Origin of the sequence: Bacillus sp. FSL L8-0193 (assembly GCF_037976065.1) — a bacterium.
Taxonomy (GTDB): Bacteria; Bacillota; Bacilli; order Bacillales; family Bacillaceae; genus Bacillus; species Bacillus paralicheniformis.
On record NZ_CP150261.1, the window covers coordinates 327060 to 351149 of the forward strand.

The window sequence follows — 24090 nt, forward strand, 5'->3', positions numbered from 1 at the left end:
GACATCAGCCGGAAGGTTTTTTCGGTTTTCCCAGTTCCTGTTTCAAATATTGGTAAAGCTTTGCATCCGCTTGTTTCAGCGGGAAAGACGCGGTTTTGCAAAGGATGCCGAAGGTTACGCTGATCGGGTCATCGCCGATAAACCGGACAATCGTTCCGGGAGGAGGAGGGGAGACGATGCTTTTCGGAATCAGGGCAACGCCGAGTCCAGCGGCAACATAATTTTTCAAAGCGGTCATGCTTCCAATCTCCATCGTGTTCATTTGGCTTCCCGGCAGCTCTTGAAACGCGATTTCGACTTTCTTCCGGTAGGTGCAATTGTTGGCTGTGATCAGTAGACGGTGCTCCCTAAGATCTTTCAGATGGATGTGTTCATTGTTTCCGGCGGGGTGTCCTTCAGGAAGCAGCACTACGAGCTCTTCAGCATATAGCGGTTCAAAATAAAGATCAGTTCCCATTGCCGGAGTCGAACAGACGGCAAGGTCCAGGCTGCCTTGAACCAGCCGTTCCCCCAATGTCGATGAGTTGGCGATATCTACGGAAACCCGGATCTTCGGATAATCCGCTAAAAATCTCCCCAACATCCGCGGCAAATCACAGCTCGCGATTGGTTCGACCGCTCCTAGACGGATATTTCCCGCTTCGCCAAGCAATAAGTCGGCCATATGATGTTGAAGGTGATCCATATTCTTGACAATATGGCTGCTTTCTTCAAAAAAAAGCCTGCCGGCTTCAGTCAGTCGGAATGTTTTCCCCCGCTCGAGCAATCGGATGCCGAGGTCTTCTTCGAGTTTTTTGATTTGCATTGTGACTGTGGACTGCGCATAATTCAGTTCTTCAGCCGCGCGGTTAAAGCTTCCGCAAGCCACGATTTTATGAAACGTCTTTAACGTTTTGAAATCCATCCCATCACCTCAAGTTCAATAAAATTGAATGAATCCTTCAAATGATTCAATTATACAAAATGATATAACCGTTATACACTATTAAACAATACAAAGGAGGAATAAATATATGCCATTTGTCAGGATGGATCTTTTAAAAGGAAGATCAAACGAAGAGCTTCGACGGATTAGCAGAACGGTTCACAAGGCGATGACGGAGACGATCGATGTTCCGGAAGATGATTATTTTCAGGTCATCACCCAGCACGATGAGGAAGAATTCTTTTTCGATCCCGGCTATATGAATATCGAACGGACGAAGGATTTGATCTATATTCACATCACAATGAAAGAGAGACCGGTCGAAAAAAAGCTGGCGCTGTATCAACGCATTGCAGAATGTTTACAAAAAAACGCCGGCATCCGCCAAGAGGACGTCATGATCATTGCGGCCGAAAACGTGAAAGAGAACTGGTCGTTTGGGAATGGAACAGCACAGCTTGCATCAGTTGAAAAGGGAGTGATGAAAAATGGAAATGAAAAATAAAACAGCCCTTGTCACAGGAGGCGGCACTGGGATCGGCAGAGCGGTATCGCTCGCTTTGGCAAACCGCGGCGCAGCGGTTATTGTCAACTATTCGCGTTCCGAAGCGGAGGCTGAAGAGACGGTTGGGATGATTGAAAATCAAGGCGGCCGCGCGCTCGCGATTAAAGCCGATGTTTCTAAGGTCAATGAAGTTCAAGGCATGTTTGATCGGGCGGCCCGTGAGTTCGGCACCGTCGATCTGCTCGTCAACAATGCAAGCATCACCAGGCATATCGAGCTTGATGACTTGGATGGAGCTTCTGAAGAAGTCTGGGATGAACTGTATGCGGTAAATGTCAAAGGGATGTTTTATTGCGCGAGAGCGGCGGCATCTTTAATGAAGCAAAATAAGCAAGGCGCCATCGTAAATGTCGGCAGCATCGCAGGACTGACGGGCTCAGGTTCTTCGCTCCCCTATGCCGTATCAAAAGCGGCGGTCCACGGACTGACGAAATCATTGGCGCATGCGCTCGCTCCGGATATCAGGGTCAGCTGTGTGGCACCTGGCGCTGTATCGACGAGATGGTGGGAGGGGAATGAAGAGAAAATGAAGCGGCTCAGCCAAAAGCTCCCGCTTGAACGGATCGCAAAGCCGGAAGATATCGCCTTGCTCATTTGCGCGCTGCTCGAACAAGAAACGGTTACTGGTCAAATCTTAACGGCGGACTGCGGCCAAACATTATAGCGGTTATAAGTCTATTATCCTATTTCTATATGAAACCATTTACCTTATGATTAGTCATATCGAAATAGAAAAAAGAGGGAAGAACGTATGAGGCGTTTACAATCGTTAGAAGCCATTGAAAAAGTGAAAAGCGGGGATTATCATGTTTTGCGTGATGCCGAATGGCTCAAGTATCTTGTTTTAACTGAAGAACAAAATGTCAATCTGGAGCGGATATCTTCGCTGGAGAACATGCCTCAGAATCCCGTGTTTCTTTATGTGGAACAGACGCTCTCCATCTTGGAGAAAGCGGACATTCCTGAGCGGGAAAAAGAAATCATTGAAGAGGTTCTCATATGGAGTGAAACGGCTAAGTGCGGCCAGCCTCATAAAAGAAAGGAATGGCGTGAGAAAGGCTTTCAGCTTGCGATCCATAATATCGGGGCGGCGCAGATTTATGCTGATCGAAGACAGGCGTATATGCCGGAGCGGCAGGATATTGACGAACTCATCTATATTTTGATTTTGACGCATGGACTCATCGGGCAGTATATCCGCGGGGAATCAAGGTATCGCCAATTCACTCCTCTTATCGATTGGATTGAAGCATCCGAACTTCAGCACATCGACATCAGGCGGGTTCTGTACGTTCTGAACAAATGTATCATTGAAGGGGTTTCGCCGGCACTTTGGGAATCGATTGAACAAGACGTGAACCGGATAATCGGCCAAATCTGCACAGGAGAAAGAAACAAAGATTGGCCGTTTGCGGAAAGGATCAGAAAACTGCGGGGACAGGCGTTCGATTCCGGCGAAGACAGCAGCCGGTACGAGCGGTTTTTGAGGGAACATGCCGCGGAAGATGTGCTGAGACGCTTCTTTCAGCGGGTCGATTTATGGTATGTGGAATCCGCCTTGTCATCGTTCAGTTTTGAAGAGTTTGTCAAAATCTTTTTGCTAGTGCTTCGTTCTGTCAATCCTTTATCAGTCAAGCATATCAGCTTTGAGCCGCTGATGAAGGACATGTACCGTGATTACCAGGGTGTGCGTCATACGAATGTTTATAAAAAACGGATTATCGAAGCGTGCTTAAAAGAGATGTCGATCAGCGATTTGCTTTTCGGCGGGGTGCCTGTAAATGAACACGTTTCGCTTGCTGTTCAGCCGTTTGATCAGGCTTCCGAGATTGTCGGCGTCACGTTTTCGTTTTCGCAGGCCGGACTGAAGCTGATTGAATTTTGCCAGGAAGCGGAGAAATCGCCTTTATATGAACGGGCGATCGTGCTGCTTTATGATTTTTTTGAGTTTCGCAAGGATTCGTTTGACCGGCTGCAAAATGAAGCGGCTTATCTGTCTGACATGAACGGTGCGGAAGATTATAAAAAGAAGATTGCCGATTATGCTGTTGGAGAAAGAATGCTCGACATCGGAGCCGGAGGCGGCGTGATGCTTGATTTGCTGACGGACCAGCATCCTGAAGCAGAGGTCATCGGCATCGACCTTTCCGTCAATGTCATTGAGGAGCTCCAAAAAAGAAAAGTGCGCGAACATAAGCCGTGGCATGTGAAACAGGCTGATGCGTTGGATCTTCCTGAGTACTTCGAACAGAAAAGCGTCGACACGATTGTATTTTCATCGATATTGCACGAATTGTTCTCATACATTCCGTATGAAGGAAAACGATTTAATCACCTCGTCATTGTCCAAGCGTTAAAAAGTTCCTTTGATATTCTGAAGCGGGGAGGCAGAATCATCATCAGGGACGGAATCATGACCGAAAACAAAGAGGAAACGCGGCGGATTCGCTTTAAAGACCCGGATGGAATGGATTTCTTGAAACGGTATATCCATGATTTTAAAGGGAGAAAGGTGCAAATTCTTGAGGCTGAAAAGGATGCGGCTGTACTGTTTGTGAATGACGCGATGGAATTCCTCTATACATATACTTGGGGAGAAGAAGCCTATTCGCATGAAGTGCAGGAGCAGTTCGGCTATTTTACGCCGTCTGAATTCCGGCGCTGTATTGAGAAAGAGTTGGGGGAACGCGCGAACATTCTTGTGTTCGAACACTATGTACAGGAAGGGTATGAAGAACACCTTAACCCTAAAATCGAGCTGACAGACCGGCTCGGCCGACGCGTGCCGCTGCCGGACAGCACTTGTTTTATTGTAATTGAAAAAAAGCACCACTAGGGTGCTTTTTTTAGTTGTTGCTTTTAAGGAAGCTTGAGAAGTATTGTTCGGTCTTGTAATTATCAGCATCCATTTTCCATTTGTCGTTTTTTGATTTTTCAAGCTTAACTTCAACGGTTTTCTCACTTGAAGTCGCCTGTGCTTTTTTGATTTCTTCACTCATGATGTCAATCGCAGGATTGATCAATTCATCTCTGGACATGAAGTTTTTGCCGCTGTCTTTCACATAGTCTTCCAGTCTTTTCTTCACTTTCTTTTGGACATCCGTATTATCGATTGGTGTAACGGTTGCCTCAACAGTTGCTTCATCGCCTGAAATTGATTTTGTAACTGCTTTGACTTGAGATTTTTCTTGATAAGCGTTTTGGATGGCGCTGATCAGTTTATTCAATTTCTTTTTATCGACATCTTCTTCATCATAATATCCTAAAGAGCGAACGATTGATTTTTGAGCGCCTTCAAGGTAATCGGTAACGACTTCACGTTTATTTTCGTCGACCAGTTTATCAAAGTTATCATTATCTTTGCCGAAAATCGTTACATCTGTGTAAGCCAGCAAAGCTTTTGCCGGATCTTCAAGTTTTTTGGCTGTTTTCAGCAAATCGTCGCTGCCGCCGTCGATCTCGAATTTGACAGGATCGGCTTTGTTTTCACCGTACATGTCAGGTGTGTATTCAAGCTGAAACTTTTTGCCCTTTTCAACGATGTAATAGATATTTCCGTCGACTTCCTTGTCAGAATTCAGCGTGGAAGAACGAAGTCTCTTGTTTCTTTCATCATATACGCTGACGTCCGACATTTTTGAGTCGCCTTCGTAAAGGCTGAATTGGCTTTTATCAACCATCAATGGTTCTTTTCCTGTATTTTTAACGGAAACATTGATCTTTAGTATAAGTTCATTTTCGTGCAGGTTTGTTGATGAATCATCCGGAAGCGTATATTCGGAGCTTAGTATTTTAACTTCTGCATTATCTGCTTTTTTCGTATCTTCTTTCTCTCCGCTCGCACTTTTGCTGCCTCCGCAGGCTGTTGACACGACTGCTACAATCATCAAAAGCATCATTAGAAAAAACTTTTTACTTCGCATGGTCTGTCTCCTTTTTTATTATTATTTTTTCAATGTTATGTAAATGAAAAGAATGGGGTGGTTAGGGTAAAAAGGCCCTTCATCGGGACAAATCTTACTCAAGTCCCGGTCATTTCATTTATCTAACAGTGAAAATTTGATTATAATTCTTCCTTTTTCCTTAGTTTCTTTAAAAAAACAGAAACAACATCACTCATTTTAAGGTTTGAAGAATCAATAATAAATAGGTGTTAAATACTAATTTTGGTCAATGTTTTGCAAGATTAGGCATGTTTTCAAACTTTGGGTAGTATGAATAGACTAAAACTAATGACTTACAAAACGGTGCATTTAATTGAGATTGATCCATTTTCCACCTTAGCCATGACAAGGCAGAACAGGTGAAAAATATAAGTGTTTTGTTTAGAATCCGCCACTTTGTTGATGAATTTTGAAATTGGACTATGGTGGATAAAAAGTCCTGTTTTCGGGTTTTCTTAACCTGAGCTTAAAATTTAGTAGATCAATCGTCTCAGAAACGCCGGTTTTGATGGTTTAGGCTTCTCTATGGTCAGGGAGACGGAGACATGTATGAGGAATGCAGCCGGGGGCTCCGGCTGCATATTGTGGACCGGATGTTTACTTAATACCGATGATCATGGCGATAACAATTGCGGCGGCGCCGATGAAAATCCAGCCTGCGACCAGCTTCCAGACAAACTTGACCCAGCGTTCGTAAGTGACGCCTGCGATTGACAGCGAAGCCATCAGTACACCGGAGGTCGGGATGATGGAGTTGGTGATTCCGTCTCCGTATTGATACGCGAATACGGCAATCTGGCGTTCGAATCCCAATAAATCGGCCAGCGGCGCCATAAGCGGCATCGTTGTGGCTGCCTGTCCGCTTCCGGATGGAATAAATGTGTTGATCACGATTTGCACGGCGAACATGCCAATGGCGCTGATTTCGTTCGGAAGTGAGCTGATGGCTGAAGCAAGGCTGTTGATGATCGTATCGATAATCTGTCCGTTTTCCAATACGATGACAATGGCACGGGCGAAGCCGACAATCAGCGCTCCGTATACAACCTGTTTCATACCGTCAACAAATGAATGGAAGGTGTTGTTGATGCCGAGTCCTCCCGCAAGGCCGGCGGCAAAGCCGATGATGAGAAAGCCGGCCGACAGCTCGCTTAAAAACCACCCCCATTGAAATACACCGAACATATTGATGCCGAAGCCCAATGCTGTAATCAGCAGGACGAGGCCGTGTCTTCCGGTGAAGGAAAGATCAGCGTGTCCTGCGGCTGTCTCTTCATTCATCTCTGTTTCGCTTCCATACATCAAACCGGTATTTGGGTGCGCTTTGACTTTTTCAGCGTACCGCATGACATAAAAAATGGAGAAACCGAGCATGGCGGCATAAACGGCCAATCTATAACCGAGGGCGCTAAACACTGGGACTTCCGCAATTGTCTGTGCGATTCCGACTGTGAACGGGTTCAACATGCCGCCGGTGAACCCTGCAGCCGCGCCAAGGGAAATCATCGCCAGCCCGGTCATTGAATCATAGCCAAGCGCTCTTGCAACAGCGATGCCGATCGGAATAAAAATAATCGTCTCTTCAGATAAACCGATCGTTGCGCCTCCGATGGAAAAGACGAACATGGTGACGGGAATCAGGAGGAAACCGCGTTTCTTCAAGCGCTGCACGAGCACATGAACACCTGCACGAATCATCCCGGTCTGATGGATGATGCCGAAAGCTCCGCCTATTAAAAAGATGTAAAAAATAATATCCGCCGATTGAATCATGCCTTCCGGTATGGCTTTAAACATCTCGAAAAAACCGACCGGACCGGCGTCAGTCTGTATGTAGCTCCCTTGTACGATAACCGTTCGGCCGTCTTCTTCAACCCGTTCAAATTCTCCTGATGGAATGAAGTATGAAGCCAGTGCAGCTAAAATGATAATGAAAAAAATCAAAGCATAAGTATGAGGGAAGTGCAGTTTTATTTTCTGGGGGGTGCCATTGCTCATTCCGTTCGTCTCCTTTATAATGTATTAATATTCATATAATTATATATTTAATCATTTTGAGGATATGAGCTTTACTTTGTCAACCCTGGAAAAGAACTTCCGGTAATGGAGAAGGGAGAACCGTTATGAAAAAACAAATTGAGAAAGAGATCGAACATATTCGTGAAGAGCTGCTGCATATCAGCCAGTATATAGGCAATCACCCTGAACTGGGGCATGAAGAATTCAAAGCTTCAAAGATTCTGTCCGAGGAGCTGAAAAAACACGGTTTTCAGGTGGAATTAGGAACATGCGGCCTTGCGACGGCGTTTACGGCCGAATTTGACAGCGGCCGTCCCGGCCCTGCCATCGGGTTTATGGCTGAATATGATGCATTACCTGACCTTGGCCATGCCTGCGGGCACAATTTGATCGGCACGATGGCGGTCGGCGCCGCAATCGGCGTCAGCAAAGTCATCGCATCATGCGGAGGGAAAGTGTATGTTTACGGAACGCCTGCGGAAGAAACGAAAGGCGGAAAAGTAACCATGGCTGAACAAGGGGTTTTTGATCACTTGGACGCCGCTATGATGGTTCATCCGTATTGCAGGCATGAAAAAAGCGGAACATCGCTGGCGATGGATGCGATTCAATTCGAATTCTTCGGAAAGGCCTCGCATGCGGCGGGAGCGCCTCACGAAGGAATCAATGCGCTCGATGCCGTCATTCAGACATTCAACGGCATTAATGCGCTCAGACAGCATATTCTCCCTGATGCCCGGATTCACGGGATTATCCCAGAGGGAGGGAAAGCGGCAAATGTTGTGCCGGATTATGCGGTTGCCCAGTTTTATGTCAGAGGAACGGAACGTGCTTATGTCAATGAATTGCTTGATAAAGTAAAAAATTGTGCAAAAGCAGCCGCACTTGCGACTGGAGCCCGACTTGAGAGCTCTTTTTACGAGCTGTCTTACGATGATTTGAAAACAAATGAAACGCTGTCAGACGCCTTTACACAAAACATGATCGAGTTGGGCGTCGATCCCGATTCGATTCATGAAAAAGCGGACGGAGGAGGTTCAGTTGATATGGGGAATGTCAGCCAGATCGCACCTTCCATTCATCCTTATGTACAAATTTGCGATGAACCGTACGCGTGCCACACACCCGAGTTTCGGGAGGCAGCCATGAGCAGCCAAGGGTTCGAAGGCTTAATGCTCGGCGCAAAATCTATGGCATTCACGGCCTATGATGTGCTCACCAATGAAGAGCTGTTGAGAAAAATAAAGGAAGAATTCAGCTTTTTAAAACAATAGAAGGTCTGAAGAGGGAAACGAGGTTTCCCTTTTTTTAATGCCAAAAAACGCAGAAGAAAATCTAACATATGAATAGACAACGTATAAATGCATTTTAAACTGGTATGAAAGAGAGGAGGAAAGAGAAAATACATATATAATTAGCGGACTTCGCAGCAGGGAGAGATCAAAACATGACGAAAAAACGAATGTTATTTATTGTGTTAGGCTTATTGCTTTTGATCAATGCCGGGTGCTCCGGTTCAAACGAATCTCGAAATGAAACAAAGGCCCGGGCGAAGACGGAAACTGCTTCTGTTAAGACTGCCCAAGGAAATGACCGTCTGCCCAACATAAGAATTTTGGCTACAGGGGGGACAATTGCCGGAGCGAATCAGTCCAAAACGTCGACGACCAATTATAAAGCGGGTGCAGTCGGGATTGATACGCTCATCGAAGCCGTTCCGGAAATGAAGGATATCGCGAATATCAGCGGAGAACAAGTGGCAAACATCGGAAGTCAGAATATGACTAATAAAACGCTCCTGAAATTGAGCAAGCGCACTGCGAAGCTTTTAGCTTCAGATGATGTCGATGGAATTGTCGTCACTCACGGAACGGACACCTTGGAAGAAACGGCTTATTTTTTAAATCTCGTCCTCAAAAGCGATAAACCCGTCGTTGTGGTCGGATCTATGCGGCCTTCCACAGCGATTGGAGCCGACGGGCCTGCCAACTTGTACAATGCTGTAAAGGTCGCTGCGAGCAAGGAAGCTTACGGGAAAGGAACCATGGTGGTGCTGAATGACCGGATTGCTGCGGCAAGATATGTGACGAAAACCCATACGACAGCTCCTGACACTTTCAAGTCGGAAGAAATGGGGTACCTCGGCAATATTGCCGACGGCATCTATTTTCATAATGACATCACAAAAAAGCATACGAAAGATACCGATTTTAATATTTCCAAGATCAATCTGCTTCCTCAAGTCGACATCATATACGGGTATCAAAACGACGGGCGCTATCTGTTTGACGCTGCAATCAAGGCGGGAGCGAAAGGCATTATCTATGCGGGAAGCGGAAACGGTTCAGTCTCTGACGAGGCGAAAAAAGGGGCAGTCGCAGCGGTGAAAAAAGGGGCGGCAGTCGTGCGTTCTACACGCACCGGCAGCGGGGTTGTCACGCCCAATCCTGATCTTGAAAAGGAAAACATATTGGCTTCCAACTCTTTGAACCCGCAGAAAGCCCGGATTTTGCTGATGCTGGCGCTGACCAAAACAGATGATCCGAAAAAGATCCAGTCCTATTTTGAAGAATATTGACGAGAATCCGCCGGGGAGCCCGGCGGATTTTTTAAAGATCGAGCGCTAAGCGAACCATATCGATGCAGCGCATGCCGTTTTCGTATATCGGTTTCTCGTAATGCCTCAAGAAAAAGTCGCGGTCGATGCCGGTGATTCTAAATCCGCATTTTTGATAGAGCGCAAGCTGGCCGATGCTTGAATTCCCGGTTCCGATTTCAATTGTCTTAAATCCTTGTGATTTTGCCGTTTCAATCGCATGCATAACCAATTGTCTGCCGATTCCTTTTCCCTGCAGATCTTCTTTGACGGCGATATTGACGAGCTCTGCTGTTTCTGGTCTCGTCGGCAGCAGCACATAGACACCTACAATCCGGCGGTCGATTTCTGCTGTATAGCATTGTCCCCGTTTGAGATAATCGATAACCAGTTTTTCGGAAGGGTCTGCCGTCAACAGTAAATCAAGCGGCGGCTCATGTTCTGGGTGTAACCTTCGAATATTCATTTCACTCATCTCCTTTTTGATCTAAACTGAAAACATTGAAATCCTCAAAAGGCTCATGCACAATAGTAAACACAAGCGAACAGTAAAGTGAGGTACTGATATGAATATATCTGACTATATGAAGCATGACGCAGTTGCTTTATCTAAGCTTATCAAACATGGGGAAGTAACGGTGAACGAATTAATCGATGCTGCTTTTTCCCGCCTTGAAGAAGTCAATCCAGAACTGAATGCGGTCGTTCGGACGAGAAAAGAACAAGTCAAACATGAATGCAGACAGCTCGATATCAGACAGCAGCCGTTTGCCGGGGTGCCGATCCTTTTAAAGGACATTTCCCAAGCGTTGAAAGGGGAGCCTCTTACTGCCGGCGCCAAGCTGCTTTCATCTTATCAACCAAAGCGCGATTCGAATTTCGTTGCTAAATTGCGCGGCGCCGGCTTTTTATTTCTCGGCCAAACGAATACGCCCGAATACGGATTGAAAAATATTTCTGAGCCTGAATTATACGGGCCGTCGCGAAATCCCTGGAACACCGATTATTCACCCGGCGGTTCAAGCGGCGGTTCCGCTGCAGCGGTGGCGGCCGGAATCGTTCCCCTTGCAGGAGCTAGTGACGGGGGAGGCTCCATTAGGATCCCCGCTTCATTTACCGGGCTATTCGGTTTGAAGCCGACCCGGGGCAGAACGCCTGTAGGACCGGGCGTCGGGCGGCAATGGCAGGGAGCATCGATCGATTTTGCGCTGTCCCGTACGGTCAGGGACAGCGCTGCGCTCCTTGATATCCTGCAAACCGTTCAGCCTGAAGCCGCTTTTCAAACGCCTTTATTTCCGGGCCATTATGAAGAGGATATGAAAAAAGGGCTGGAGCGCCCGTTGAATATCGCATTTTCTGTAGAATCACCCGTCGGAACGCCTGTCAGTGATGAAGCCAAACAAGCCGTCCACCGCACCGTTAAATGGCTGGAAGCGCAGGGACACCGCGTCGAAGAGCAGGCGAACGGCGTTGATGGACTCCGGTTAATGGAGAACTACTACTTAATGAACAGCGGTGAAATTTCCGCGATGATTCTAGGAATGGAAAAAACGCTTGGAAGAGCGATCACTGTTCAGGATGTTGAAATTGTCACATGGGTGCTTAATGAAGCAGGCAAAAAAGTGTCGGCAGCCGAATTTACGGCAAGCCTTGCTTCCTGGGATCAAGCAGCTGCACAAATGGCGGCGTTTCATGAGACCTATGATCTGTATGTGACCCCTGCAACGGCTTACCCCGCTCCAAAGGTCGGCGAGCTTACTCATACCGAAAAAGAAGCCGAAGCGCTCCTGAAAGTGAGTGAGCTGGAAAAAAATGAGCAGCAGTCGTTGATTTATCAAATGTTTTTGAAAAGCTTGACATATACACCATTCACACAGCTTGCCAACTTAACCGGACAGCCTGCGATGAGCGTCCCGGTCCACCTCACAAATGAAGGTTTACCGCTCGGCGTTCAAGTGACGGCACCGAAAGGAAAGGAACATTGGCTGCTTCGCACCGCACATTTATTAGAGCAATCAGACTTATGGATCGGAATGAAAGGCAATCCGAAGTTCGGCAGTCTGTAACCGCATAAAAGAAGACCGGCTGTTAATCAGGCCGGTCTTCTTTTGGATCATACAGTTTTTCGAGCTCGTCAACCAATGTTCCGACATACGCAACTGCCTGGCGTATCGGTTGATCCGTCGACATGTCAACACCCGCGTGTTTCAACAGGTCCAGCGGTTTCATTGTACCGCCTGTTTTTAAAACGTCCAGCCATCTCTCGACGGCAGGGCGGCCTTCTTCTTTAATTTGCTGCGAGACGATCGTCGATGCTGTCAGCCCGGCTGAATAGGTGTAAGGGTATAACCCCATGTAGTAGTGCGGCTGACGCATCCATGTTAAACCTGCCCCTTCATCAAGCTTCACTCCGCTGCCCCAGAATTCGGACAGCACGGCGGTGGTTTGTTCAGACAGTACGGAAGCGGTAAGTGCGCACCCTTGTTCGGCGAGTTCGTAGACTCTCCGCTGATATTCCCCTTCGAGCAGATGGGTGACGAAATTGTGGTAATACGTGCCCATCAGTTGGTTGATGACCCAGCGCTTCATTTTCCGGTCATTTGTTTTGGAAAACAAATGCTGGGCGAGAAGCATTTCGTTCATTGTAGAAGGCGCTTCGATGAAATATAGAGACGGTCTGACATTCATGATGCGCTGCTTGCGGTTTGCCAAGTAGAAATGACCGGCATGACCGAGTTCATGGGCAAGGGTAAAGGCGTCCCGCATCGTATCCGTCCATGTCATCAAAATGAAGGGATGCACTCCGTACGGACTTGAACAAAACGCACCCGTGGATTTGCCGATGTTGTCAGCGAGATCAACCCACCGCTCAGTCAATGCGGTTTCCATGACTTCCGCGTACTCGGGTCCCATCACTTGTAAAGCGTCCAAGATCATCCGGCCGGCCTGTTCGTAAGTCGTCTTTGGACTGAAGTCGTGATCAAGCGGAGCCTGCAAATCGCAGAAGCGCATGTCGTCGAGGTCTAATACGCGTTTTTTCAAGGCGGCATACTTGCGCATATGAGGTGCAAGTTCGTTTTTAATCACATCAAGCTGGTTGTGGTACATTTCGAGCGTGACGCTTTGCGGCTGAAGAAGCATATCGGTGGCGGATTGATATCCGCGAAGCCTTGACATGCCGACCTGTTTTTTGACTTCTGTTTCATAGACGGCGGCGATGGTATTTTTGTATGTTTGCAGGGTATTTGTAAAGGAGGCAAAGGCGGTTCTGCGAATATGCGTATCAGGAGAGAACATGTATTTTCCTTCATATAACGCGAACGAATTGGCCAACTCATTGCCGTTCCGGTCCTGAATCGGTGAAAATTGCATATCTGCAAGCTTCGCCATCCCGAAAATTTTGTACGGTGCATCATGCACTTCGCCTAAAACGGCTAACGCTTCCTCTGTTTCGGGAGCAAGCTTATACGGCTTGCGCTCCATTATCTCGGACAGCATTTTGCTGAAAGGCTCCAGTCCTTTCTCATTTTTTATGTACGTCTCCACTTGATTTTCGGGGAATTCGAGAATTTCCGATTGGATAAATGAAAGCCCGGCGTTTAGTTTTGCTTGAAGTGCGGCCATCCTTGAAGCGTCGGCTTGGTTGACGGGGTTTGTCAAATCTTCGGACTTTCTGAGGTGAGTATAGGCGGCGGCCCGGACTAGGCGCTCTAGCAGTTTCTCCTGCAGCATTAAACAATCGAGCAACACGTCAGCTCCTTCGTGAAGCCTTCCTTTAAATGAGCCGATGGATACGAGATCTTCCTCAATTTTCACAAGTGCGTCTTCCCAAGCTTCATAAGAAGAAAATAAATCAGTAAGATTCCAAGTCAGTTCCTGCGGCACCTCAGAGCGCTTCGGTCTTTTTTCTGCCACTTTTTCCAATGTACAGCCTCCCCTTGAAAATATTTCGTGTTTCTAATTAATTATATAAAAGACGGCAGCAGAATGAAATAAAAAACGACGGTTTCTAATGAAACCGTCGTAAATCATCCATTATTGAGCATTGCGGTTTCGTCCGCCCATACTTCTCATGACAAGACTGACGATGAAAATCAAAATGATCGCACCGATCAGAGCCGGAATGATATTAAATCCGCCGATCATCGGACCCCAGCGTCCCAAAATCATGGAGCCGAGCCATGAACCGATAAATCCCGCGATAATATTTCCAATGATTCCTCCGGGTACATCACGTCTGATAATGAGGCCGGCCAGCCAGCCTAAAATTCCGCCGATGATCAATGACCAAATAAATCCAAACATTGAACAAAACCTCCTTGTTTTTTAGACATTTTCAGCCTTATACCTATCTTTTGGAATTCGTGAATAAATATACAAATTTTCTCTAAATGAAACCATTCGGGCGAACAAACGTATGGAATACGGACACCTGGAACAGGCATAAGACGCTTAGATCAAGAGAGGAGAGTAAAATGAGACAGCCTATAAAGGAATTAAAAGGCTTTCGGGCATTTGCCCTGGAAAAAATGAAGGAGTGGAACGTTCCCGGAGCCGCTGTTGCAGTCATTAAGGAAGACGAGATCATCATGGCGGAAGGGTTTGGATTCAGGGATAAAGAACGGAAATTAAAAGTGAACCCGGAAACGGTATTTGCGATCGGTTCCGCTTCCAAGGCATTTACAACGGCGGCGATGGCGGTTTTGGCTGATGAAGGGAAAATGGAATGGGACAAGCCGGTAAGGGAATACCTCCCGGAGTTTAAGATGTATGATCCGGTGGCAACCGAACGGATGACTCCCCGTGATCTGGCGTGCCATCGTTCGGGCCTCCCAAGACACGAAATGATGTGGTATAATTCCTCCTTTTCAAGGGAAGAGCTTTTCAGACGGCTCCGCTACCTTGAGCCGAATCTGGATTTTCGATCAAAATGGCAGTATCAGAACCTGATGTACATGACGGCCGGTTATCTTGCAGGAAGAATAGCGGGAACGACATGGGAGGAGTTTGTTCATGAGCGGATTTTCAAACCCTTGCATATGACATCCAGCAGCTTCTCGGTCGAAGATATGCAAAAGCTTTCCGATTTTGCCTTTCCATATCAAGAGAAAAACGGAACAGTTGAAAAAATTCCTTTTCGCAATATCGATGTGATCGGGCCGGCTGGATCGATCAATTCCAATGCCTTGGATATGGCAAATTGGGTGCTGCTTCAGCTTGGCAGCGACAAATTCAGCGGTGTTCTATCAGAGGGAAGCCTTCATGAGCTGCATACGCCTTGCATTTCCTGCGACTCCATTCTTAAAGCGAAGGAACTCCCTGTCTGCAGCTATGGGCTCGGCTGGTTTGTTGAACCGTACCGTGGCCGTCATATGATTCATCATGGCGGAAATATTGACGGTTTTTCATCGCTTGTTGCTTTCATGCCTTATGAAAAAATCGGGATTGCCATTTTGACAAATATGAACGGCAGCTTTCTCCCAAATGTTCTGGCGTACAATATTTTTGACCGCTTGCTTGGATTGGAAGAGATTGATTGGAACGGCCGGCTGAAAGGCGAAGCGGAAAAAATAATGAAAGCGGCTTTAGGGGTGGATCGAACCGCGGATCTTACCAAAATTGAAGGAACGAAGCCTTCTCATGACCTGAAGGACTACACAGGTGTATACGAGCACCCCGGCTACGGTGAAATCAAAATAGAGTGTAAAGACGGTATGTTACAGGCGCTCTTCAATTCGTTTGTGATGCCTTTGAAGCATTATCATTACAATATATTCGAGATGAAAATGCCGCTCACGGAGATGGCGATGCTCTCATCTTTCAGCGCTGATATACACGGACATATCAGCCGCCTTTCCGTACCGTTTGAAATGGCGGAAGGCGCTGGAGAAATCGAATTTGTCAGGAAGCCGGATCAGCGGTTGTACGATCCTGAATTTCTTGCTTCTTTAACGGGCGAATATGCATTGGAAGCCGGAACAGATGTCGTTGTGTCTTTCAGAAACAACCGGACGCTCTGGGTTTCATTGCCCGGTCAGCCTGATTACGAACTTGAGCCTTACCGTGAGTTGACATTTCAAATCAAAAACCTGCCGGGTTTCAGCGTCCGGTTCGAAGCCGGCGATTCCGGACAGGTAACAGGTTTGCGCTTCATCCAGCCGAATGGAGAATTTCCTGCTGTTCGGAAATAGCAGCAGAAGACATATTTCGATTTATTTCCCGAGAAATATACCAAGTGTGAGCCGCCTAGTCACTCCTGGACGGCTTCCAGCAGTAAATCCGCCAGATGAACAGCTCTCACTTGGTTTGTAAGCCCCGCTCGTTCAATGCCGAGCTTCATTTGCAGCAGACATCCGGGATTAGCTGTAACGATCGTAGCGGCCCGGGTCGCTGTTGCTGCTTCCATTTTTGTATCGAGAATTTTCATCGACATTTCGGATTCGACAATGTTATAAATACCGGCTGATCCACAGCAGCTTTCGGCATTTTTCATTTCCTTGAATTCAATGCCGTTGATGCTGCGAATAAGGTATCTCGGCTCAGCGGAGGTGTTCATGACATTTCGCAAATGGCACGAATCTTGGTAGGTGACGATTTGCTGCGGCAGTTCAAGGGATCGCTGATCAAAGTTCAGCTCCAACAGGACGGAAGAAAAGTCTTTCAGTTTCCCTGTAAAAACCGCTGCCCGTTTCCGCCATTCAGAGTCATCTTTCAGGAGATGATCATATTCCTTTAAAAATGCTCCGCATCCCCCTGCATTTGTCACGATAAAGTCCGCGTTTGAATCCTCGAATGCCTGAATATTTCGTTTTGCGAGCAGGATGGCCTCAGACTTTTCGCCGCTGTGTCCGTGGAGGGCACCACAGCAGGTCTGCTGTTCGGGAATGATGATCTCGCAGCCGGCCAGCCGCAGCAGCTCGATGGTTGCCATATTCGTATCTAAAAACAACGTATCCATGAGGCAGCCCGAGAAAAAGGCGGCCCGTTTTTTTCTCTCTCCGATCGCAGGGAGCAGGTGCGGCCGTTTTTTCAGCTGTTTCATATCGGGAACTTTCGGCAAAACAGCCTCCATTTTCGCGAGATGGTCCGGCAAAAGACGAAGTAAGCCCGATTTGCGAATCACATTTTGCATGCCGGAACGCTGATACACGCCGAGTATTCCAGTCAGCGCCCTGATTCTGTTTTGGTGGGGGAAAAGCCCTTTGAATACCGCGCGGCGAAGCACTTTAACCGGAAGGGTGTGTTTTTTGTTCTGCTGAATAATATCCCTCGCTTCTTCAAGCAAGCGCCCGTAGTTTACGCCTGAAGGACATACAGGTTCACACGCCCGGCAGCCGAGGCAAAGCTCCAGTGACCGTTCGACATCCTCATCAGGCTCAATCGCCCCATCGACGACCGCTTTCATGAGCGCGATGCGTCCGCGCGGTGAATGGCTTTCCTGAAAACCGGATTCGATATAGGTGGGGCATGACGGCAGACAAAAGCCGCAGCGCATGCAATTCAGCAGCTCTTCCTCGTCCATTCTTTGTTTAAACTGCTGTTCAATGACCTTTCTTTCGTTAGCTGTCGTCATTTTGTCACCACCACCCGCTTGCGGGAGTCTTTCGCAAATATCTTCCCGGGATTCATGATGCTGTTAGGATCCAGCGCCTGTTTTACCGCCTTCATGGCGGCGATTCCCGCTTTGCCCAGCTTCAGTTCCAGATAAGGAGCTTTCATTTCGCCGACCCCATGTTCTCCGGTGATTGTTCCTCCCAGCTCAACCGCTTTTTTAAAGATGTCTTCAAAAGCCTGTTCGACCCGTTTCATTTCTTCACTGTTTCTGACATCTGTCGTACAGGTCGGATGAAGGTTGCCGTCGCCTGCGTGCCCGAATGTACAAATCAATATTTTGTGCTTTTCGGCGATCGTATTAATTGCTTTTACCATTTCGGCAATTTCAGAGCGCGGTACCGTGGCATCCTCCAGAATGGTCGTCGGCTTTAAACGGGCTAAAGCGGAAAGTGCGGTGCGGCGGGCCTCCCGAAGATTTTCCGCTTCAGCTTCTGTTTGCGCGGTTTGAACGGACACAGCATTTCCTTTTGTGCAAATCTCTTCAATCAGGGCAATGTCACGGCGGACTGCTTCCTCGGTGCCGTCCTGTTCGATCAGAAGAACCGCTTTGGCATGGACGGGAAGGCCGATTTTCGCGAAGTCTTCGATCACCTGAATCGTGGGCTGATCGAGAAATTCGAGCGTCGTCGGAATGATTTTGTGTGCGATGATATTTGAAACCGTTTGGGCTGCAGAGTCGATATCTTGATAGAGGGCGAGGACGGTTTTTTTTGTTTCGGGTGCCGGGATGAGTTTTAATGTTGCTTCAGTAATGATGCCGAGCGTTCCTTCGGAACCGACGAAAAGACGCGTCAAATCATAGCCGGCAACGTCTTTGGCGAGTTTGCCGCCAGTGCGGATGATATCCCCGTTTGCGAGAACGACTTCAAGCGCCATGACATAATCGCGTGTCACTCCGTATTTCAGCCCGCGGAGGCCGCCCGAGTTTTCATTGATGTTGCCGCCGATTGTCGAGATCTTCATCGAGCTCGGATCGGGCGGATAAAATAATCCCTTTTCTTCAGCGGCGTGAATTAAATCAAGCGTGATCACGCCGGGCTGAACGGTTATCGTTAAGTTTTCTTCATCGATTTCTAAAATTCGATTCATATGCTTAAACAGGAGGACAATTCCTCCTTCAGTCGGGCATGTGCCGGCGCAAAGGTTTGTACCTGAACCTCTCGGCACAATCGGAATGCGGTGCGTGTTGCAGATTTTCACGATTTGCGATACTTCTTCTGTGCTGCGCGGGGCTATGACCGCGTCAGGCATCGATTGAAACTGGGGTGTCGCATCATAAGAATAGACGAGCCGTCCGGCGTTCGAATCGTCATAATTGGCAGAGCCGACAATTTCAATCAACTGGGATTTCACTTGTGAGGAAATCATGTATGATCACATCCTTTACCAATTATTATACAAAAACAAACGCTTTCAAAAAATCATTCTTTTAAACTTCAAAAAAAAAGAACCCGTTTTCAAAGAAAACGCGGTTCTTTGCAGGAGGCATCAGGTTGCAAGGCTGATTGCCTGATTCAGCACTTTTGCTCCGTCCATCATTCCATAAGCCATTTGATCAATGACGGCCACGGGCGTATGATAAGGCTCGGCGCGCTCTGTCATTTGCCCTTTTAAATACCGGACCTGCGGACCAATCAGTATCACATCAATTTCATCCAGATGACTTGGCAAATCTGCCTCCGCATATGCATTAATTTCGGCCTTCAATGAACGGTTTTTCGCTTCTTCCCTCATTTTTTTGACCAGTATACTCGTAGACATTCCGGCTGAACATACAAGTGCGATCTTCATTTTTCTCTTCCTTTCTGAAGCTCTTGATATAAATGAATCAATTCTTTCGCCAAATCTTTTACAGTCATGGCTGTCATTAAATGGTCCTGCGCATGGATTAATAATAGATTGGGTGAAAGGCCTTCGCCTTGTGCTTCTTTTTGCAGAAGGCGGGTTTGCGCCTGATGAGCTTGGCTCAGCTCCGATTCTGCTTCTTGTATTTTTTGATATCCGGTTTCCCATTCGTGTTGTTTCACAAGCTGCAATGCTTCCATTGCAGAAGAACGCGCATTTCCGGCGTGAAGAATGATTTCAAATGAGACCTGTTCCAATTGTAGTGTATCTGCCATAACATTCACTCCTTACTTATTCGTTTTCTGTCTGGTGCAAGGCGGAACGTTCTGCTGCTTTTATAAACGGGAGGTAGAGCAGGGTGGCTAGCACCAGGTTGAAGATTTGCAATAAGACTCCCCGGACTGATCCTCCGGTGACGAGATACCCGCTGACAATCGGCGGCGTTGTCCACGGAAGGATCGCGACAGTTTTCGGGACGAGACCGGAAGCCAAAGCGACATATGATGTAATCGTTAAAATTAATGGAATCAAGATAAACGGAATGAACATGATCGGGTTTAATACAATAGGAAGTCCGAACAGAACGGGCTCATTGATGTTAAAAAGGCCGGGTGCGAGAGACACCTTCCCGATCGTTTTGTAGTGCTTCGATTTCACGGCAATTAAAATGCCGGCAAGCAGAGCCAATGTCGTTCCCGATCCCCCCATAAATACGTAAGAATCGAAGAAAGGCTTTGTCACAATATAAGGCACTTCAAAAGCGCTCATTCCTTGCGAGAATAAGTGTTGATTTTCCTGAATGAGCGGGAGGTAGACGGATTCCATGATCGGCCCGAGGATATTTGTTCCATGCAATCCAAAGAACCAGAGCAAATGATTCAAGAAAGTGAAAATCAAGGCTGACCCAACCGTGTTGGAAAGACCTTGAAGCGGCTCTTGAATCGTGCTGAAAACAAGCTCATGGATGCTTTGTCCCGAATAATGAACAATCAGAGCATTACATAGCCCGGCAGTGGATAAGATGACGGCAGCCGGCAATAGAGCATTCAAGGATTTTGTGACGCCGTCAGGCACTCCTTCAGGCATTTTTATTTTCCATTTCTCATTTTGTGAAAACAGCCGGAAGACTTCCGTCGACAGCAAAGCCACGATTAAGCCGACGAACAGGCCTTGTGCTCCCAGCCAAGTCATTGAAAAGCCAAAGTCTTCAGTGGTCGGCGTAAGCACGGCGAATGCGCCAATCCCGATTAATGCGGCAGACAGGCCATCTGTGTGATAGGACTCGGCCAGCTTAAAGCTGACAGCCGCAACGGCTAAAAGGCTCAACAGAGCAAAAGAGCCATTCCATATCGCCCCGCCGACAGCAGTCCATCCCTCTCCGAACAGGCCGGTCATAAAGTTTTGAAACGCCGGTATTGGAAAATTATTAACCAGGATGGCGAGGGAACCGATGATAATAAGAGGCATAATGGCGATGAATCCGTCGCGTATTGCAATCAGGTGTCTTTGGGAACCGATCTTTCCGGCGATCGGCATGATGTTTGCTTCGATGAATGCCATCATTTTATTTTGTTTCATGTTCACAGACCTCCTCAAAAAATTGCGGGAGGTAACGTTTATGCGCCTCGAGCATTTCATCCAGTACCTTTTGAGCTTTGTGATCAGAGGAGACCAACGGATTGGTGATCATGGCTGAATATGCCGTATTGTAGTCGCCGGTGACCGCAGCTTCAATCACTAATTGTTCAAATTTTTTCATCAGGCAGATCGGCCCGCAAATGGCAGCAGGCAGTTTTCCGACGGTCAGAGGAATCGGTCCGCTTTTTGTAATGACACTGTTGACTTCGATCACCGCATCATCGGGAAGGTCTGGTATGCTTCCTTTATTCAGTGTGTTCACGGTCTGAATATCCATTGAATGATGATAAAGCGAGTTCATTAATGAGCAGGCTGATTCACTATAGTAAGCCCCGCCGCGGCCTTCCAGTTCTTTAGGCTTCTCATGGATCTCGGCGTCTTTGTATTTCTCAAACAGCTGCCGCTCCACTTCCATGACGGTTTCCGCTCGTGTTCCGTTGTTATTGTACGCTTCGATATCTTTTGCGAGCGCATCTTCATGTTGATAATAGTACTGATGGTACGGGCTCGGAAGCATACGTAAAGACCGCAGAAATTGGCGATTCCACGGCAACGCCGCAATATTGGAGGGCGAGTAGCCGAGGTGATCATTCAACAGATGCTCAATCGTCTCTTCCGTCCGGTCGATGCCGTCGATCCATACCCTTTTTCCGAAAACAAAATGGTTGAGGCCTGCGAATTCAATCATGACGCGGTTCACATCCACGCCGAATATTTCTGCAATGCTATTTTTCATGTTGTAAGGAATATTGCATACCCCGACGACCTTTTGATGAGGTCCGTGCTTCAGCAAAGCTTCCGTCACGATGCCGGCCGGATTGGTAAAGTTGATCAGCCATGCTTCGGGACAAATCTTTTGGATATCGCGAGCGATATCCAGCATGACAGGAATTGTGCGGAAAGCTTTAAACATACCGCCGGCTCCGTTTGTTTCCTGCCCGATTAGGCCGTGGCTGAGCGGAATTTTTTCGTCTAAAGCTCTCGCCTTCAGTCCGCCGACTCTGATTTGAACCGTGACGAAATCGGCACCTTGCAACGCTTCTGCCCGATCTATTGTATGGCTCAGTTCGATGGGAACCCCCGCATGCCTGATCATTCGCTTCGCGAGTTCTGAGACGATGCGAAGTTTTTCTTTGCTCTCCTCGATATCAACAAGTGCAATCTCATTCACCGGAAATTGATGTTGCCGTTTGATGATGCCTTCAATAATTTCCGGTGTGTAGCTGGACCCTCCGCCTATAACAACTACTTTCAGCGCCATAATCCCCCTCCTTCATTCTCTTTATATGAAAGCGCTTCACACAATTGAAACTTAACATGTCATAACAAATTTGTCCATACATATTTGTTATGACAAATTGTTTTTTTTAGGAACCTTTTGTGTTATTCTATAATTACGAACACACCCCAAAGGAGAACATGTATGGCGAAACAACCACAGCTCCACAGTCAAATTAAACAAGATATTGTAGATAAGATTGAAAGCGGTTATTATCCGCCTGGCAGCCTGCTGCCGACGGAGTCCGAGTTTTGCAAACTGTATGATGTCAGCCGGACGACGCTGCGGACCGCGCTGAATCATTTGCTTATGGAAGGGGCCATTTACCGAAAGCAGGGAAAAGGGACATTTGTCGCCAAAGGAAAAGTAAAGCAGATCTTGAGCTCCAGCAGCCTCCGTTATGCAGAGCAATTGAAGGCTCAAGGCTTTAAACCGAAAATCAAAGTTGTTGATTTGCAAAAAATAAAGCCGTCTGAAAAAATCCAAACCCTCCTCGGAATCGACGCTGAACAAATGGTCTATCAAATCAAAAGAATCCGCTATGCGGACGATGAAGAAATCCAGTTTGAAACAGCCTATATCAGAACGGATCTCGTCCCCGAAGTAACGGAAGAAATGGCGAATATTTCACTTTACCAGTGCATCAGCAGGCAAGGAAACAACATAAAAAGAACAGAGGAACAAATCAAAATTGTGATTTCTGATGAGGAGATTGCACAACATTTAAATATTACACAAGGCACACCTTGCTTCCAGATATCGACGCAAACATTTTTGGCGTCGGAAGAAGTCGTCGAGTATTCTATGGCCTATTTTCGCGGTGACCGTGTTGAGTTCTTCATTGAACGTGATTATGAACAAAGGGGGAATGAAAGGTGAAATCTCTAATCATAAATGCGGATGATTTTGGATTTTCAAGGGGAGTCAACCTTGGAATCATTGAAGCTTTCCAGCACGGGGTGCTCACATCGACTACGCTCATGGTCAATATGCAAGAAGCGGAGCATGCCGTCGAACTCGCACGGCAAAATCGTGAACTCGGAGTCGGCGTCCACTTGACATTGACGGCCGGGCGCCCGATTCTCGGCGGACTGCATACGATAACGGATGAAGAAGGGAATTTTCGCAAGCTTTTGTACTACCAGGGTTTCTTCGACATTGACCTTGATGAAGTATACCGAGAGTGGAAAGCGCAAATAGAGAAAGCTTTGTCTTTCGGTTTAAATCCGACACATATCGACAGCCATCATCATATTCATACATACGGAAATCTCCCTGAGGTGTTTGTAAAGCTTGCGAAAGAGTATGACCTGCCATGCAGAAAGGTCAATCATGATCATCCTTCACTGTGGAAGGGTGTAAGGTCGAACGATGCTTTTGAGCTGAAAGTCGATCGATTGAAGGATCTTTCGAGCATCCTTCGTGATTATCAAGACGCAGCAGTGATTGAAGTGATGTGCCATCCGGCTTACGTCGATAAATGTCTGCTTGAAAAATCGTCTTTCCATTATCCTCGGGTATATGAACTTTCACTGCTGACGGAACCTTCTCTTAAATCGGCTTTGCAACAATGTCCGGATATTCGTCTTACGTCTTACGCTAGTCTATGAAGAGGCTAGAGGCGCCGCTTCTATTCCTTAAATGGAGTAGAAAGCGGCGGTTGTG

The 24090-nt window shown here is 47.1% G+C and carries 21 protein-coding genes; 9 read left to right on the plus strand and 12 right to left on the minus strand.

The genetic code is table 11. The features are described 5' to 3' along the window. Positions 1-4 precede the first annotated feature (4 nt). Complete coding sequence (locus MHH76_RS01790; RefSeq protein ID WP_043054034.1) at positions 5-904, minus strand: LysR family transcriptional regulator; 900 nt, start codon at positions 902-904, stop codon at positions 5-7. Between the two features lie 109 nt (positions 905-1013). On the opposite strand from MHH76_RS01790, the gene MHH76_RS01795 reads away from it, so the two are divergent. From MHH76_RS01795 to MHH76_RS01805, 3 genes are all read left to right on the plus strand, one after another. Next, positions 1014-1430 carry a tautomerase family protein gene (locus tag MHH76_RS01795; RefSeq protein WP_020450030.1) on the plus strand — a complete coding sequence of 139 codons (417 nt, stop codon included), beginning with the start codon at positions 1014-1016 and terminating at the stop codon, positions 1428-1430. Continuing rightward, positions 1414-2154: an SDR family NAD(P)-dependent oxidoreductase gene (locus MHH76_RS01800; RefSeq protein WP_043054035.1), complete on the plus strand. Its 741-nt coding sequence runs from the start codon at positions 1414-1416 to the stop codon at positions 2152-2154. The genes MHH76_RS01795 and MHH76_RS01800 overlap by 17 nt, the downstream gene beginning before the upstream one ends. Positions 2155-2241: 87 nt before the next feature. After that, positions 2242-4326, plus strand: coding sequence for a class I SAM-dependent methyltransferase (locus tag MHH76_RS01805; protein WP_025810812.1), 2085 nt, complete (start codon positions 2242-2244; stop codon positions 4324-4326). Positions 4327-4336: 10 nt separating this feature from the next. On the opposite strand, the gene MHH76_RS01810 is transcribed toward MHH76_RS01805, so the two are convergent. Both MHH76_RS01810 and MHH76_RS01815 read right to left on the minus strand, forming a co-directional pair. Next, on the minus strand, positions 4337-5413 hold the full coding sequence (locus MHH76_RS01810; protein WP_020450033.1) for a DUF4352 domain-containing protein: 1077 nt from the start codon (positions 5411-5413) through the stop codon (positions 4337-4339). A gap of 618 nt (positions 5414-6031) precedes the next feature. Then, positions 6032-7432, minus strand: coding sequence for a Na+/H+ antiporter NhaC family protein (locus MHH76_RS01815; protein WP_023857781.1), 1401 nt, complete (start codon positions 7430-7432; stop codon positions 6032-6034). Between the two features lie 125 nt (positions 7433-7557). Here MHH76_RS01815 and MHH76_RS01820 point away from each other — a divergent pair, with 125 nt between their 5' ends. Then, on the plus strand, positions 7558-8727 hold the full coding sequence (locus MHH76_RS01820; protein WP_020450035.1) for a M20 family metallopeptidase: 1170 nt from the start codon (positions 7558-7560) through the stop codon (positions 8725-8727). 173 nt (positions 8728-8900) lie between these two features. Beyond that, a complete protein-coding gene (locus MHH76_RS01825) occupies positions 8901-10031 on the plus strand; it encodes a type II asparaginase (RefSeq protein ID WP_020450036.1) in 1131 nt (376 codons plus the stop codon). 31 nt (positions 10032-10062) lie between these two features. Here the strand turns inward: MHH76_RS01825 and MHH76_RS01830 are convergent, their stop codons facing one another. Next, positions 10063-10515, minus strand: coding sequence for a GNAT family N-acetyltransferase (locus tag MHH76_RS01830; protein WP_020450037.1), 453 nt, complete (start codon positions 10513-10515; stop codon positions 10063-10065). Between the two features lie 100 nt (positions 10516-10615). Between MHH76_RS01830 and MHH76_RS01835 the strand changes: the two genes are divergently transcribed. Beyond that, positions 10616-12115 carry an amidase gene (locus MHH76_RS01835; RefSeq protein ID WP_020450038.1) on the plus strand — a complete coding sequence of 500 codons (1500 nt, stop codon included), beginning with the start codon at positions 10616-10618 and terminating at the stop codon, positions 12113-12115. Positions 12116-12137: 22 nt separating this feature from the next. Here the strand turns inward: MHH76_RS01835 and pepF are convergent, their stop codons facing one another. Both pepF and MHH76_RS01845 read right to left on the minus strand, forming a co-directional pair. Continuing rightward, positions 12138-13973, minus strand: a complete 1836-nt coding sequence (pepF, locus tag MHH76_RS01840) for an oligoendopeptidase F (protein ID WP_020450039.1) — start codon at positions 13971-13973, stop codon at positions 12138-12140. A 111-nt stretch (positions 13974-14084) separates the two neighbouring features. After that, on the minus strand, positions 14085-14354 hold the full coding sequence (locus tag MHH76_RS01845) for a GlsB/YeaQ/YmgE family stress response membrane protein (protein ID WP_017474015.1): 270 nt from the start codon (positions 14352-14354) through the stop codon (positions 14085-14087). A 170-nt stretch (positions 14355-14524) separates the two neighbouring features. Between MHH76_RS01845 and MHH76_RS01850 the strand changes: the two genes are divergently transcribed. Further along, positions 14525-16240, plus strand: coding sequence for a serine hydrolase (locus MHH76_RS01850; RefSeq protein ID WP_020450040.1), 1716 nt, complete (start codon positions 14525-14527; stop codon positions 16238-16240). Positions 16241-16299: 59 nt separating this feature from the next. Here MHH76_RS01850 and MHH76_RS01855 read toward each other — a convergent pair whose 3' ends face one another. From MHH76_RS01855 to MHH76_RS01880, 6 genes are all read right to left on the minus strand, one after another. Further along, positions 16300-17622: a (Fe-S)-binding protein gene (locus MHH76_RS01855; RefSeq protein WP_035337323.1), complete on the minus strand. Its 1323-nt coding sequence runs from the start codon at positions 17620-17622 to the stop codon at positions 16300-16302. Then, entirely contained in the window at positions 17619-19031 is a 1413-nt protein-coding gene (gene glcD, locus MHH76_RS01860) for a glycolate oxidase subunit GlcD (RefSeq protein WP_035337322.1), read from the minus strand. The genes MHH76_RS01855 and glcD overlap by 4 nt, the downstream gene beginning before the upstream one ends. 120 nt (positions 19032-19151) lie before the next feature. Then, entirely contained in the window at positions 19152-19454 is a 303-nt protein-coding gene (locus MHH76_RS01865; RefSeq protein WP_023857786.1) for a PTS sugar transporter subunit IIB, read from the minus strand. Continuing rightward, positions 19451-19783, minus strand: a complete 333-nt coding sequence (locus MHH76_RS01870) for a PTS lactose/cellobiose transporter subunit IIA (RefSeq protein ID WP_020450044.1) — start codon at positions 19781-19783, stop codon at positions 19451-19453. Before MHH76_RS01870 ends, MHH76_RS01865 begins: the two co-directional genes overlap by 4 nt. A gap of 16 nt (positions 19784-19799) precedes the next feature. Continuing rightward, a complete protein-coding gene (gene celB / locus MHH76_RS01875) occupies positions 19800-21086 on the minus strand; it encodes a PTS cellobiose transporter subunit IIC (protein WP_020450045.1) in 1287 nt (428 codons plus the stop codon). Further along, positions 21073-22407: a 6-phospho-beta-glucosidase gene (locus tag MHH76_RS01880; protein ID WP_035337319.1), complete on the minus strand. Its 1335-nt coding sequence runs from the start codon at positions 22405-22407 to the stop codon at positions 21073-21075. The genes celB and MHH76_RS01880 overlap by 14 nt, the downstream gene beginning before the upstream one ends. A 162-nt stretch (positions 22408-22569) precedes the next feature. On the opposite strand from MHH76_RS01880, the gene MHH76_RS01885 reads away from it, so the two are divergent. After that, positions 22570-23304, plus strand: coding sequence for a GntR family transcriptional regulator (locus tag MHH76_RS01885; protein WP_020450047.1), 735 nt, complete (start codon positions 22570-22572; stop codon positions 23302-23304). After that, positions 23301-24035: a chitin disaccharide deacetylase gene (chbG, locus tag MHH76_RS01890; protein WP_026580485.1), complete on the plus strand. Its 735-nt coding sequence runs from the start codon at positions 23301-23303 to the stop codon at positions 24033-24035. Before MHH76_RS01885 ends, chbG begins: the two co-directional genes overlap by 4 nt. Positions 24036-24090: the final 55 nt, after the last annotated feature.

Bases quoted from the DNA above. Each gene is read 5' to 3' on its own strand.
- MHH76_RS01790 (WP_043054034.1), bottom strand. From the start codon at position 904: ATGGATTTCAAAACGTTAAAGACGTTTCATAAAATCGTGGCTTGCGGA.
- MHH76_RS01795 (WP_020450030.1), top strand. From the start codon at position 1,014: ATGCCATTTGTCAGGATGGATCTTTTAAAAGGAAGATCAAACGAAGAG.
- MHH76_RS01800 (WP_043054035.1), top strand. From the start codon at position 1,414: ATGGAAATGAAAAATAAAACAGCCCTTGTCACAGGAGGCGGCACTGGG.
- MHH76_RS01805 (WP_025810812.1), top strand. From the start codon at position 2,242: ATGAGGCGTTTACAATCGTTAGAAGCCATTGAAAAAGTGAAAAGCGGG.
- MHH76_RS01810 (WP_020450033.1), bottom strand. From the start codon at position 5,413: ATGCGAAGTAAAAAGTTTTTTCTAATGATGCTTTTGATGATTGTAGCA.
- MHH76_RS01815 (WP_023857781.1), bottom strand. From the start codon at position 7,432: ATGAGCAATGGCACCCCCCAGAAAATAAAACTGCACTTCCCTCATACT.
- MHH76_RS01820 (WP_020450035.1), top strand. From the start codon at position 7,558: ATGAAAAAACAAATTGAGAAAGAGATCGAACATATTCGTGAAGAGCTG.
- MHH76_RS01825 (WP_020450036.1), top strand. From the start codon at position 8,901: ATGACGAAAAAACGAATGTTATTTATTGTGTTAGGCTTATTGCTTTTG.
- MHH76_RS01830 (WP_020450037.1), bottom strand. From the start codon at position 10,515: ATGAATATTCGAAGGTTACACCCAGAACATGAGCCGCCGCTTGATTTA.
- MHH76_RS01835 (WP_020450038.1), top strand. From the start codon at position 10,616: ATGAATATATCTGACTATATGAAGCATGACGCAGTTGCTTTATCTAAG.
- MHH76_RS01845 (WP_017474015.1), bottom strand. From the start codon at position 14,354: ATGTTTGGATTTATTTGGTCATTGATCATCGGCGGAATTTTAGGCTGG.
- MHH76_RS01850 (WP_020450040.1), top strand. From the start codon at position 14,525: ATGAGACAGCCTATAAAGGAATTAAAAGGCTTTCGGGCATTTGCCCTG.
- MHH76_RS01855 (WP_035337323.1), bottom strand. From the start codon at position 17,622: ATGACGACAGCTAACGAAAGAAAGGTCATTGAACAGCAGTTTAAACAA.
- glcD (WP_035337322.1), bottom strand. From the start codon at position 19,031: ATGATTTCCTCACAAGTGAAATCCCAGTTGATTGAAATTGTCGGCTCT.
- MHH76_RS01865 (WP_023857786.1), bottom strand. From the start codon at position 19,454: ATGAAGATCGCACTTGTATGTTCAGCCGGAATGTCTACGAGTATACTG.
- MHH76_RS01870 (WP_020450044.1), bottom strand. From the start codon at position 19,783: ATGGCAGATACACTACAATTGGAACAGGTCTCATTTGAAATCATTCTT.
- celB (WP_020450045.1), bottom strand. From the start codon at position 21,086: ATGAAACAAAATAAAATGATGGCATTCATCGAAGCAAACATCATGCCG.
- MHH76_RS01880 (WP_035337319.1), bottom strand. From the start codon at position 22,407: ATGGCGCTGAAAGTAGTTGTTATAGGCGGAGGGTCCAGCTACACACCG.
- MHH76_RS01885 (WP_020450047.1), top strand. From the start codon at position 22,570: ATGGCGAAACAACCACAGCTCCACAGTCAAATTAAACAAGATATTGTA.